Origin of the sequence: Pseudomonas alvandae (assembly GCF_019141525.1) — a bacterium.
Lineage (GTDB): Bacteria > Pseudomonadota > Gammaproteobacteria > Pseudomonadales > Pseudomonadaceae > Aquipseudomonas > Aquipseudomonas alvandae.
This window is the reverse complement of sequence record NZ_CP077080.1, coordinates 5063963-5076526: the sequence shown is the minus strand read 5'-3', so window position 1 is coordinate 5076526 and position 12564 is coordinate 5063963. Positions and strand designations below refer to the sequence as shown.

The window sequence follows — 12564 nt, the reverse complement described above, 5'->3', positions numbered from 1 at the left end:
GTCATGTCGATGGACACCTTCCAACCGGCGTTCAGCAGTTGGTTGAACGCTCCTGCCCACCAGCAATGGCTCGCCGCCGAAGGCTTGCGGCTGCTGGCGTTTGCCAAGGCCTCGAAGCTGCCGGACGGTTTCGGCAACCTGGACGAGCTGGGTCGCCTGCCCGCCGATGCCCGCGCCGAAACCATGAACACCGCGCGCATGACCCACAGCTTCGCCATGGCCCACATCCAGGGCCTGCCGGGGTTTGTCGAGTTGGTGGATCATGGCGTGCAAGCCCTCATGGGGCCGCTGCGCGATGCTGAGTTCGGCGGCTGGTTCGCCACGGCCAATCCCGCTGAAAACGAAACCGGCAAAGCCGCCTACCTGCATGCTTTCGTTGCCCTGGCCGCCAGCTCTGCGGTCGTGGCCCAGCGCCCCGGCGCCGAGGCCTTGCTCAAGGAAGCCGTGCGGATCATCGACGAGCATTTCTGGTGCGAAGAAGAGGGCGCCTTGCGCGAATCCTTCAACCGCGACTGGCGCGAAGAAGAGGCTTATCGCGGCGCCAACAGCAACATGCACGCCACCGAAGCCTTTCTCGCCCTGGCCGATGCCACGGACGACCCGCGCTGGCTGGCGCGGGCCCTGCGCATCGTCGAGCGGGTCATCCATGGGCATGCGGCCGCCAACGACTACATGGTCGTCGAGCATTTCGACCGCGACTGGCAGCCGCTGCGCGAGTACAACCACGACAACCCGGCCGATGGGTTTCGTCCCTACGGCACCACGCCCGGCCATGGTTTCGAATGGGCGCGGCTACTGCTGCACCTTGAAGCCGCGCGCGTGCAGATCGGCATGCTGACCCCGGGCTGGCTGGCCCAGGACGCGCAAAAACTCTTCGACCAGAACTGCCGCCACGGCTGGGACGTCGATGGCGCGCCGGGCATTGTCTACACCCTGGACTGGGACAACCGCGCCGTGGTTCGTCATCGCCTGCATTGGGTGCATGCCGAAGCGGCGGCAGCGGCCAGCGCGCTGCTCAAGCGTACCGACGAGGCGCAATACGAAGCCTGGTACCGGCGTTTCTGGGAATTCTGCGACAAGCATTTCATCGATCGCTGCAACGGCAGTTGGCACCACGAACTCGATCCACAAAACCGCCCCAGCGCCGACATCTGGCCGGGCAAGCCGGACCTTTACCACGCCTGGCAAGCCGTGCTGATACCTCGGCTTCCCCTGGCGCCCAGCATGGCGTCTGCGTTGGCGAGGTTATCCGCTCCCGCGCCTGTGTAACCATGCAGTGACATATCCGCGTCCCTTCGTTACCTGCGAAGGGATAACCCCTGATTAGAATCCATGCAGCGCAAGCACCAGACTTGCATGCATAACAACAAGAAAGGTACTTCTAGATGAATGCGATTTCTCGCCTCGCTACTGTCATTTCTCTTGCTTCCTTGCTTCCCGTCGCAGCATTCCCTGTCAGCGCCCTGGCCGCCGAATCGAAAGGTTCCGTGGAAGTCGTCCACTGGTGGACGTCGGGTGGTGAAAAAGCCGCGGTCGATGTGCTCAAGGCCCAGGTGGAAAAAGACGGCTTTACCTGGAAGGACGGCGCCGTCGCCGGCGGTGGCGGTTCCACTGCCATGACCGTGCTCAAGAGCCGTGCCGTGGCTGGCAACCCACCGGGCGTCGCCCAGATCAAGGGCCCGGACATCCAGGAATGGGCAACCACTGGCCTGCTCGACACCGACGTCCTCAAGGACGTTTCCAAGGCGGAAAAGTGGGACAGCCTGCTCGACAAGAAAGTCTCCGACACCGTGAAGTACGAAGGTGACTACGTCGCTGTGCCGGTGAATATCCACCGCGTCAACTGGTTGTGGATCAACCCGGAAGTCTTCAAGAAAGCCGGCATCACCAAGAACCCGACCACCCTCGAAGAATTCTACGCCGCCGGTGACAAGCTCAAGGCCGCAGGCTTCATTCCCCTGGCCCACGGCGGCCAGCCGTGGCAGGACAGCACCGTGTTCGAAGCGGTGGTGCTCTCGGTCATGGGCGCTGATGGCTACAAGAAAGCCCTGGTCGACCTGGACAACACGGCGCTGACCGGTCCGGAAATGGTCAAGGCATTGACCGAGCTGAAGAAAGTCGCGACCTACATGGACGCCGACGGCAAGGGCCAGGACTGGAACCTGGAAGCGGCCAAGGTCATCAACGGCAAGGCCGGCATGCAGATCATGGGTGACTGGGCCAAGAGCGAGTGGACCGCGGCGAAGAAAGTCGCCGGCAAGGACTACGAGTGCGTAGCGTTCCCAGGCACTGACAAGGCCTTCACCTACAACATTGACTCCCTGGCGGTGTTCAAGCAGAAGGACGCAGGCACTTCGGCGGGGCAGCAGGATATCGCCAAGGTCGTGCTGGGTGAGAACTTCCAGAAAGTCTTCAGCATCAACAAGGGCTCGATCCCGGTGCGTAACGACATGCTGGCCGACATGGGCAAGTACGGTTTCGACTCCTGCGCCCAGACCGCTGCCAAGGACTTCCTGGCAGACGCCAAGAGCGGCGGCCTGCAGCCAAGCATGGCGCACAACATGGCGACCACATTGGCGGTACAAGGCGCGTTCTTTGACGTCGTGACCAACTACATCAACGACCCGAAAGCCGACCCGGCCGATGCCGCCAAGAAATTGGGCGCAGCGGTTCAGTCTGCGAAGTAATTAGCGCCGCGGTCCCTTGTGGGAGCGAGCTTGCTCGCGATAGCGGAGTGTCAGGCAGCAAATGAGTGAACTGACACACTGCCATCGCGAGCAAGCTCGCTCCCACAAAGGGAGGCCCTTGTAACCTAGTTTTTGGATTTCCCCATGAGTTCTGTTGCTGTGTTCAGCAAGGCCTCGCCGTTCGATGCATTGCAGCGCTGGCTACCAAAACTGGTGCTGGCGCCGAGCATGTTCATCGTCCTGGTGGGCTTTTATGGCTACATCCTGTGGACGTTCGTCCTGTCGTTCACAACGTCGACTTTCCTGCCCACCTACAAATGGGCGGGCCTGGCGCAATACGCACGGCTGTGGGACAACGACCGCTGGTGGGTAGCCAGCAAGAACCTCGCGGTGTTCGGTGGCATGTTCATCGGCATTACCCTGGTCATCGGCGTGCTGCTGGCGGTGTTCCTCGACCAGCGTATTCGTCGCGAAGGTTTCATCCGCACCATTTACCTGTACCCGATGGCGCTCTCGATGATCGTCACCGGTACCGCCTGGAAATGGCTGCTCAACCCGGGCATGGGCCTGGATAAATTGTTGCGTGACTGGGGCTGGGAAGGCTTCCGCCTGGACTGGCTGATCGACCCTGATCGCGTGGTGTATTGCCTGGTGATCGCTGCCGTATGGCAGGCCTCGGGTTTCATCATGGCGATGTTCCTGGCCGGCCTGCGTGGCGTGGACCAGTCGATCATCCGCGCCGCGCAGATCGATGGCGCGAGCATGCCGCGCATCTACTGGAAAGTGGTACTGCCGAGCCTGCGCCCGGTGTTCTTCAGTGCCGTGATGATTCTGGCGCACATTGCGATCAAGAGCTTCGACCTGGTGGCGGCCATGACCGCCGGTGGCCCGGGTTACTCCTCCGACCTGCCTGCCATGTTCATGTACTCGTTCACCTTCAGTCGCGGCCAGATGGGCATGGGCTCGGCCAGCGCAATCCTGATGCTCGGTGCGATCCTCGCGATCATCGTGCCTTACCTGTATTCCGAGCTGAGGGCCAAGCGTCATGACTAGTCTCGCTGCGAAACCTTCCATCAGCCTGAGCCGCATCGCGATCTACGCGGTGCTGATCCTCGCGGTACTGCTTTACCTGGTGCCGTTGGTGGTCATGCTGTTGACCAGCTTCAAGACGCCGGAAGACATCAGCACCGGTAACCTGCTGAGCTGGCCGACCGTGGTCAGCGGCATCGGCTGGGTCAAGGCCTGGGCGACGGTCAACGGCTATTTCTGGAACTCGATCAAGATCACCGTTCCGGCCGTGCTGATTTCCACCGCCATCGGTGCGTTGAACGGTTATGTGCTGTCGATGTGGCGCTTCCGTGGGTCGCAGTTGTTCTTCGGCCTGCTGCTGTTCGGTTGCTTCCTGCCGTTCCAGACCGTGCTGCTGCCGGCCTCGTTCACCCTCGGCAAGATGGGCCTGGCCAGCACCACCACCGGCCTGGTGTTTGTCCACGTCGTCTACGGCCTGGCGTTCACTACGCTGTTCTTCCGCAACTACTACGTGAGCATTCCCGATGCGCTGGTGAAGGCTGCGCGCCTGGACGGTGCCGGGTTCTTTACGATCTTCCGCCGCATCATCCTGCCGATGTCGACGCCGATCATCATGGTCTGCCTGATCTGGCAGTTCACCCAGATCTGGAACGACTTCCTGTTCGGCGTGGTGTTCTCCAGCGGTGACTCCCAGCCCATCACGGTGGCGCTGAACAACCTGGTCAACACCAGCACCGGGGCCAAGGAATATAACGTGGACATGGCGGCGGCGATGATCGCCGGGCTGCCGACCCTGCTGGTCTATGTGATCGCAGGCAAGTATTTCGTGCGCGGCCTCACGGCTGGCGCGGTCAAGGGGTAATCATGGCTACGCTTGAACTTCGCAATGTAAACAAGACCTACGGTGTGGGCCTGCCCGACACCTTGAAAGACATCCAGTTGTCGATCAAGGAAGGCGAATTCCTCATCCTGGTAGGCCCTTCGGGTTGCGGCAAATCGACCCTGATGAACTGCATCGCCGGCCTCGAGACCATCACCGGCGGCGCGATCATGATCGGCGACCAGGACGTCAGCGGCATGAGCCCGAAGGATCGTGACATCGCCATGGTGTTCCAGTCCTACGCGCTGTACCCGACCATGAGCGTGCGCGAGAACATCGAGTTCGGCCTGAAGATTCGCAAGATGAAACAGTCGGACATCAACGAAGAAGTGGCGCGGGTCGCCAAGCTGTTGCAGATCGAGCACCTGCTCAACCGCAAGCCCGGCCAGCTCTCCGGCGGCCAGCAGCAGCGCGTCGCCATGGGCCGTGCCCTGGCGCGGCGGCCGAAGATCTACCTGTTCGACGAGCCGCTGTCCAACCTCGACGCCAAGCTGCGGGTCGAGATGCGCACCGAAATGAAACTGATGCACCAGCGCCTGAAGACCACCACGGTCTACGTGACCCACGACCAGATCGAAGCGATGACCCTGGGCGACAAAGTGGCGGTGATGAAGGACGGGATCATCCAGCAGTTCGGCACGCCGAAGGACATCTACAACAACCCGGCCAACCTCTTCGTGGCGAGCTTCATCGGTTCGCCGCCGATGAACTTCATCCCGCTGCGCCTGCAACGCAAGGACGGTCGCCTGCTGGCCTTGCTCGACAGCGGCCAGGCCCGTTGCGAGTTGCCGCTGGGCATGCAGGACGCCGGGCTGGAAGATCGCGAAGTGATTCTTGGCCTGCGGCCGGAGCAGATCGTGCTGGCCGGCAACGAGCCGAACGGTTTGCCGACCATTCGCGCCGAAGTCCAGGTTACCGAACCCACCGGTCCGGACACCCTGGTGTTCGTCAATCTCAACGACACCAAGGTCTGCTGCCGACTGGCGCCGGACGTGGCGCCGCAGCCGGGGGAGACCCTGACGTTGCAATTCGATCCCGCGAAAGTATTGCTGTTCGACGCCAAGTCCGGCGAACGCCTGGGCGTGGCCGCGCAGCCGCAGGCTGGAGACCGGCCTGCCAATGTGGCGCAGTTCAAGGGCCGATGATGAACATATGTGGGAGCGAGCTTGCTCGCGATGGCGGTACATCAGTTGCGGCTGAAGTGAATGACACACCGCTATCGCGAGCACGCTCGCTTCCACAGGAAAAGGAGTATGCGGTGAGTGGGGGACCATCCATCGCAATCGTTGTAAACCGCGTTAGATAAAAACAGTTAATAACAATAAAGACGAGGATGTAGGGATGAAGAAGAAAAACAATGCCCAGCTTATCTGCCAGTTGTCAGCCGTTGCGGCGATGATGCTGGCCGGTAGCGCACACGCTGCCGACGCGTTCAGCGCCGATTCGCAGTGGATGACGGGCGACTGGGGCGGTGAACGGACCAAACTGATCGAGCAGGGTATCGACATCAAGGCCGACTACGTCGGCGAGGTGGGCGGCAACCTGCACGGTGGCTACAACAACGACAAGACCGCGCGTTACGCCGACCAGTTCGGTCTGGGCGTGGCGCTGGACCTGGAAAAGCTGTGGGGCTGGGATAACACCCAGGCCAAGATCCAGCTGACCAACCGTAACGGTCAGAACATCTCCAACGACCGTGTCGGCGACCCGCGCGCGGGTACCCTGAGTTCTTCCCAAGAAGTCTACGGCCGTGGCCACATGGTTCGTCTGACCCAATTGTGGATCAAGCACCAGTTCCTCGACGGCAAGCTGGACGTCAAGGCCGGTTACTTCGGCGAAGGCGAAGACTTCAACACCTTCCCTTGCGAATTCCAGAACCTGGCGTTCTGTGGCTCCCAGGTGGGTAACTGGGCGACCGGTATCTGGTACAACTGGCCAGTCAGCCAGGCCGCGATCCGCGTGAAGTACAACATCACGCCTGAGTTCTACGCGCAAATCGGTGCGTACAACCAGAACCCATCGCAGTTGGAGCACGGCAACGGCTTCAAGCTCAGCGGCAGCGGCACCAAAGGTACCGTCATTCCTGTCGAACTGGTCTGGTCGCCGAAGGTCAACAACCTGCCGGGCGAATACCGCGTCGGTTACTACAAGAGCACGGCTGACGCCAACGACGTCCGTGAAGACGAAGACGGCAACGATGCCGCCACCACCGGCAACGCCTACCGCAGTCACGACAGCAAGCACGGCTACTGGTTCGTGGCGCAGCAACAGCTCACCACTCACAACGGCGACGCTTCCCGCGGCCTGAACATCGCGGCCAACGCGACCTTCCACGACAAGGACACCAACGTCGTCGACAACTACCAGTCGTTGATGTTCGTGTACAAAGGGCCGTTCGACGCCCGTCCGAAGGATGACATCGGGATCGGTTTCTCCCGTATCCATGTCAACGAAGACGTGAAGAGAAACGCCGAGCTGACCAATGCCGCCAACGGCGTCACTGACTACAACGATCCACTGTTCGCGCCACTGCGTAGCACTGAGTACAACTACGAACTCAACTATGGCGTGCACGTGACCAACTGGCTGACCGTGCGTCCGAACCTGCAATACATCACCCACCCGGGCGGTGTTGACGAGGTCGATAACGCCTTGGTAGCCGGCCTGAAAATTCAGTCGGTGTTCTAACGCTGTTGCGATAAGCTCCTCTCTATGTGCGCATATTTGCGGACGGCCAAGGCTGTCCGCTTTTTTTTGTGAAGCATTGATCGTTTGGTTGGGCGCGGAACCTGTGGCGAGGGAGCTTGCTCCCGCTGGGTTGCGAAGCGACCCCTGAGCCATTCAACTCGGTGCTTCAGCCAGACCGAATCTGCTTCCTTAACGACTGCTTCGCAGCCGAGCGGGAGCAAGCTCCCTCGCCACAAAAGCAGATGAGCAACTCAATGATTTCCAGGACCACAGCCCATGCATGAGCATCCCCTGCAACGCTTTTTCAGATCCTTGCGCGAGCGTCCGGTGTTTGCGTGGGAGCGCTATCAGCAGCGTGATGTGTTGGTCATCGATCATCCGCTGTGCCAGGCGGTTTTCAGTCGCCAGGGGGCGCAGTTGCTGCACTTCCAGCCGCGCGGCCAGAAACCCTGGTTGTGGTGCGCGGCGAAGTGGCCGCAGGTCGGTGCAATACGCGGCGGCGTTCCGGTATGCTGGCCGTGGTATGGCCGCCATCCGAGCGAAAATGCCTGGCCGTCCCATGGCTGGGCGCGTTTGATCAATTGGAAACTGCTCGACAGCCGCAGCGATGACGACGGCGTGCATTTGCACTGGCAATTGCAATTGTGCGACTGGCAAGTGGACCTGCATGCCGACCTGGGCGAACGCATGGAGCTGCGCTTGAGCACCGAGCATCAAGACAGCTTGCCTTGCCAGTTGAGCCAGGCGTTGCACGCCTATTGGCGTATTGGCGACGTTGGTGAGGTAGCGCTGTCTGGGCTCGAAGGTGCACAGGGTTATGACCAATTGAACCGCGAGGTTTGCCGGCAGCAAGGCGAGTTGCGGGTGGACGGTGGCTGCCAGCGGGTGTTCCAGCACGAAGGGGAATTGCAGCTCAAGGATCACGCTTGGCAGCGCGAACTGTGCATCGACACCGGTGACAGTGCCGACACCGTGGTCTGGCATCCGGGCGCCCGGCCGTTGCTGGGGGTGAGTTGGGATGAGGTCAACGAATTCGTCTGCGTCGAAGCGGCCAGCGGCGGCACCGACAGTGTGTGCCTGGCGCCGGGGGAGCGGGCGCATTTGAGTTTGCAGGCGCGGGCGGGGGCTTAGTCCAGAATCTTTGGCGTGGCAGCTGCCATCATCGTCGGATCGCCGCCCGGAGCAAGCTCGCTCCCACACTGGTTCTATGGCGTTCACGAAACCTTGTGGGAGCGAGCCTGCTCGCGAAGACGGATCGTCAGGCGCCGAAGATTCTGAATGGCATCAGTTGAACTCATCCCCAACCGGATACCGGCTGGCATTCAGGCTTTCCTTGATCTTGCGCAGGTGCGGCTGGAAGTCCACGCCTCGGCGCAAGGTCATGCCGGTGGCGAGCACGTCCAGCACGGTGAGCTGGATGATCCGCGACGTCATCGGCATGTAGATGTCCGTGTCTTCTGGCAGCGGAATGTTCAGGCTCAAGGTGCTGGCCTTGGCGAGCGGCGAGCCTTCGGCGGTCAGGCCGAGCACCGATGCGCCGTTCTCCCGGGCGATGCGCGCCACTTCCACCAATTCGCGGGTACGCCCGGTGTAGGAAATGATCACGAACAACTCACCGGTATGGGCCACCGAGGCGATCATGCGTTGCATCAGCACGTCGGCGTGGGCGGTCACCGCCAGGTTGAAGCGGAAAAATTTATGCTGGGCATCCAGGGCCACGGGGGCCGAGGCGCCGAGGCCGAAGAAGTGGATCTGCCGGGCCTGGATCAGCAAATCCACGGCGCGACTGATCAAATTTGGATCAAGGGCCTGGCAGGCACTGTCCAATGACGCAATGGCACTGCCAAAGATTTTCTGCGTGTAGGCTTCCGGGTTGTCGTCGGCCTCTACCGCGCGGCTGACATAAGCCGCGCCGCTGGCCAGGCTTTGGGCCAGTTGCAGCTTGAGCTCCGGGTAGCCGCTGACACCGAACGAGCGGCAGAAGCGGTTGACGGTCGGTTCGCTGACCGACGCGGCCTGGGCGAGGGCGGCGATGCTGAAACGGGTTGCCTGCTGTGGGTTGAGCAGGATCACTTCGGCCACCTTGCGTTCGGCCTTGTTCAGGTCTTCCAGGCGACTCTGGATCTGCTCCAGTAGATTTCGCACGCGGTCCATACAAGATTCCTAGAGAGGCGGGTCTTTGATACGACCCTTTGCGGTGGCCTATCCTACTGATGGCTCCGACGGACCACCACTCGGAATCGGTATTTTCGAAAAATGTTGTGGTTATTACTACATTTTTCCTTGAGTGATACCTTGAAAAAAGGTATTTGTAGCTTAACTTGATAAAAGAACAAACATCATGCATTCGATTACGGTTGAACCGTGCACCTTTGCCTTGTTCGGCGCGTTGGGCGACCTGGCGTTGCGCAAGCTGTTTCCTGCCCTTTATCAGCTCGATGGCGCCGGCCTGTTGCACGAGGACACGCGGATCCTGGCGTTGGCCCGCGAACCCGGCAGCGAACAGCAGCACCTGGCGTTCATCACCACTGAGCTGCGCCGTTATGTGGGTGATAAAGACCTCGACGAAACCGTGATCGAGCGTTTCCTGGCGCGTCTGACCTACCTGCACGTGGATTTCCTCAAGGCTGAGGATTACGTCGCCCTCGCCGAGCAGGCCGGTTCGACCCAGCAACAGGTCATCGCCTATTTCGCCACGCCGGCCGCCGTCTACGGCGCGATCTGCGAAAACCTGGCGAAAGTCGGCTTGAGCGAAAACACCCGTGTCGTGCTGGAAAAACCCATCGGCTCGGACCTGGAATCCTCGCGCAAGGTCAACGATGCCGTGGCGCAGTTCTTCCCGGAAAACCGCACCTACCGTATCGACCATTACCTGGGCAAGGAGACGGTGCAGAACCTGATCGCGCTGCGCTTCGCCAACAGCCTGTTCGAAACCCAGTGGAACCAGAACTACATTTCCCACGTGGAAATCACCGTGGCCGAGAAGGTCGGTATCGAAGGCCGCTGGGGCTATTTCGACAAGGCCGGCCAGTTGCGGGACATGATCCAGAACCACTTGCTGCAACTGCTTTGCCTGATTGCCATGGACCCGCCGGCCGACCTGTCCGCCGACAGCATCCGTGACGAGAAGGTCAAGGTGCTCAAGGCCCTGGCGCCGATCAGCCCGGAAGGCCTGACCACCCAGGTGGTGCGCGGCCAATACATCGCCGGCCACAGCGAAGGCAAGGCGGTTCCGGGCTACCTGGAAGAGCCCAATTCCAATACCCAGAGCGACACCGAGACCTTTGTTGCGCTGCGCGCCGACATTCGCAACTGGCGCTGGGCCGGTGTTCCGTTCTACCTGCGCACCGGCAAGCGCATGCCGCAAAAGCTGTCGCAGATCGTGATTCACTTCAAGGAACCGTCCCACTACATCTTCGCCCCCGAGCAGCGCTTGCAGATCAGCAACAAACTGATCATCCGCCTGCAACCGGACGAAGGGATTTCCTTGCGGGTGATGACCAAGGAGCAAGGCCTGGACAAGGGCATGCAATTGCGCAGCGGTCCGCTGCAACTCAACTTCTCCGACACCTATCGCAGCGCGCGGATTCCCGATGCCTACGAGCGGTTGTTGCTGGAAGTCATGAACGGCAATCAGAACCTGTTTGTCCGTAAAGATGAAATCGAAGCCGCGTGGACGTGGTGTGACCAGTTGATCGCCGGCTGGAAGAAGTCCGGTGATGCGCCCAAGCCTTATGCCGCTGGGTCCTGGGGGCCGATGAGCTCCATTGCACTGATCACGCGGGATGGGAGGTCATGGTATGGCGATATCTGAATTGCAACTGCCCCAGGGCGTCACAGCCCTGGCATTCAAGAGCCCGGTGGCGCTGGCGGAAAAACTGGCGCTGAACGTGGCCGAGCAACTGCGCACCGCGATCGATGCCAAGGGCGCGGCGACCCTGGTGGTTTCCGGTGGTCGCAGCCCTGTAGCGTTTTTCCAGAACCTGGCCAAGCAGGCGCTGGACTGGTCGAAAGTGGTGGTGAGCCTGGCCGATGAGCGCTGGGTGCCGGTTGAACATGCCGACAGCAATGCCGGCCTGCTCAAGCGTTATCTGCTCCAAGGGGCTGCGGCGAAGGCCCAGTTCCTGAGCCTCTACAGCGCCAGCGCCAACCTGGAAGCCGCCGCCGAACAGGCGGACCGCCTGCTGGCCGAGCTGCCGCCGATCGATGTGCTGGTCCTGGGCATGGGCGATGACGGGCACACCGCGTCGCTGTTTCCCGACAGTCCGAACCTGGCCGAGGCCCTGGACAAGGAGGGCGCGCGCCGTTGCTGGCCGATGCTGGCGCCAACCGTGCCGCACCAGCGCTTGACCATGAGCCGCGCCTTGCTGGCCTCGGCTCGACACAAAGTGCTGTCGATTTCCGGTCAGTCGAAATTGACCACCCTGAACGCTGCGGTGGCCGGTGACGATGTCGCCGAAATGCCGATCCGCGCGTTTCTGCAACCTACGTTAGAGATTTACTGGTGCCCATGAACCAAGGATCAGCCGCTATGACAAACCCATCCCCGACCGTTTCCATGGCGGACAAAGTTGCCCTGATCGACAGCCTCTGCGCCAAGGCGCGGATCCTGCCGGTGATCACCATTGCCCGTGAACAGGACATCCTGCCACTGGCCGATGCCCTGGCGGCGGGTGGTCTGACGGCGTTGGAAGTGACCTTGCGCTCGCAGTTCGGCCTCAAGGCCATCCAGGTGCTGCGTGAGCAGCGTCCGGAGCTGGTGACCGGCGCCGGCACGGTGCTTGATCGCCACATGCTGGCCGCCGCCGAGGCAGCCGGTTCGCAGTTCATCGTTACCCCAGGCATCACCCGCGATCTGCTGGAGGCTAGCGTCCAGAGCCCGATCCCGTTGCTGCCGGGAATCAGCAATGCCTCGGGCATCATGGAAGGTTATGGCCTGGGCTATCGCCGCTTCAAGTTGTTCCCGGCGGAAGTCAGCGGTGGCGTGGCGGCGATCAAGGCCTTGGGCGGACCGTTCGGCGAAGTGAAATTCTGTCCGACCGGCGGCGTCAGCCCGGCGAATATCAAGAGCTACATGGCGTTGAAAAACGTGATGTGCGTGGGCGGCAGCTGGATGCTCGATCCGGAGTGGATCAAGAACGGCGACTGGGCCCGTATCCAGGAATGCACCGCCGAGGCACTGGCGCTGCTGGACTGATTGTCTTACCGAACTTCGTTGTGTGTTCTACGGCTTTACGGTGCGCTTGGTCGGCGCGCCGTTTTTTTTTGCCCATTATTTCG

General features: G+C 61.2%; 11 protein-coding genes. 10 read left to right on the top strand and 1 reads right to left on the bottom strand.

What is annotated here, in order from left to right; genetic code table 11:
* Window positions 1-9 precede the first annotated feature (9 nt).
* From KSS97_RS22465 to KSS97_RS22435, 7 genes are all read left to right on the top strand, one after another.
* Window positions 10-1269 carry a D-mannose isomerase gene (locus KSS97_RS22465; protein WP_198797688.1) on the top strand — a complete coding sequence of 420 codons (1260 nt, stop codon included), beginning with the start codon at window positions 10-12 and terminating at the stop codon, window positions 1267-1269.
* A gap of 116 nt (window positions 1270-1385) precedes the next feature.
* Entirely contained in the window at window positions 1386-2687 is a 1302-nt protein-coding gene (locus KSS97_RS22460; protein WP_198797689.1) for an ABC transporter substrate-binding protein, read from the top strand.
* A gap of 144 nt (window positions 2688-2831) precedes the next feature.
* The gene (locus KSS97_RS22455; protein ID WP_030139360.1) at window positions 2832-3740 is read left to right on the top strand and encodes a carbohydrate ABC transporter permease; all 909 of its coding nucleotides are present in this window, start codon (window positions 2832-2834) and stop codon (window positions 3738-3740) included.
* Window positions 3733-4578, top strand: coding sequence for a carbohydrate ABC transporter permease (locus KSS97_RS22450; protein WP_030139359.1), 846 nt, complete (start codon window positions 3733-3735; stop codon window positions 4576-4578). Before KSS97_RS22455 ends, KSS97_RS22450 begins: the two co-directional genes overlap by 8 nt.
* Before the next feature lie 2 nt (window positions 4579-4580).
* Window positions 4581-5741 carry an ABC transporter ATP-binding protein gene (locus tag KSS97_RS22445; RefSeq protein WP_217860189.1) on the top strand — a complete coding sequence of 387 codons (1161 nt, stop codon included), beginning with the start codon at window positions 4581-4583 and terminating at the stop codon, window positions 5739-5741.
* Between the two features lie 196 nt (window positions 5742-5937).
* The gene (locus tag KSS97_RS22440) at window positions 5938-7284 is read left to right on the top strand and encodes a carbohydrate porin (protein WP_030139357.1); all 1347 of its coding nucleotides are present in this window, start codon (window positions 5938-5940) and stop codon (window positions 7282-7284) included.
* A 276-nt stretch (window positions 7285-7560) separates the two neighbouring features.
* Complete coding sequence (locus KSS97_RS22435) at window positions 7561-8415, top strand: D-hexose-6-phosphate mutarotase (protein WP_030139356.1); 855 nt, start codon at window positions 7561-7563, stop codon at window positions 8413-8415.
* Window positions 8416-8568: 153 nt separating this feature from the next.
* On the opposite strand, the gene KSS97_RS22430 is transcribed toward KSS97_RS22435, so the two are convergent.
* Window positions 8569-9429: a MurR/RpiR family transcriptional regulator gene (locus tag KSS97_RS22430; RefSeq protein ID WP_181289374.1), complete on the bottom strand. Its 861-nt coding sequence runs from the start codon at window positions 9427-9429 to the stop codon at window positions 8569-8571.
* A gap of 196 nt (window positions 9430-9625) precedes the next feature.
* Here KSS97_RS22430 and zwf point away from each other — a divergent pair, with 196 nt between their 5' ends.
* From zwf to KSS97_RS22415, 3 genes are read left to right on the top strand one after another with little or no spacing between them, the layout of a single operon-like run.
* On the top strand, window positions 9626-11098 hold the full coding sequence (gene zwf / locus KSS97_RS22425) for a glucose-6-phosphate dehydrogenase (RefSeq protein ID WP_030139354.1): 1473 nt from the start codon (window positions 9626-9628) through the stop codon (window positions 11096-11098).
* On the top strand, window positions 11085-11798 hold the full coding sequence (pgl, locus tag KSS97_RS22420; protein WP_030139353.1) for a 6-phosphogluconolactonase: 714 nt from the start codon (window positions 11085-11087) through the stop codon (window positions 11796-11798). Before zwf ends, pgl begins: the two co-directional genes overlap by 14 nt.
* A 17-nt stretch (window positions 11799-11815) precedes the next feature.
* Window positions 11816-12481: a bifunctional 4-hydroxy-2-oxoglutarate aldolase/2-dehydro-3-deoxy-phosphogluconate aldolase gene (locus KSS97_RS22415; protein WP_030139352.1), complete on the top strand. Its 666-nt coding sequence runs from the start codon at window positions 11816-11818 to the stop codon at window positions 12479-12481.
* Window positions 12482-12564 lie beyond the last annotated feature (83 nt).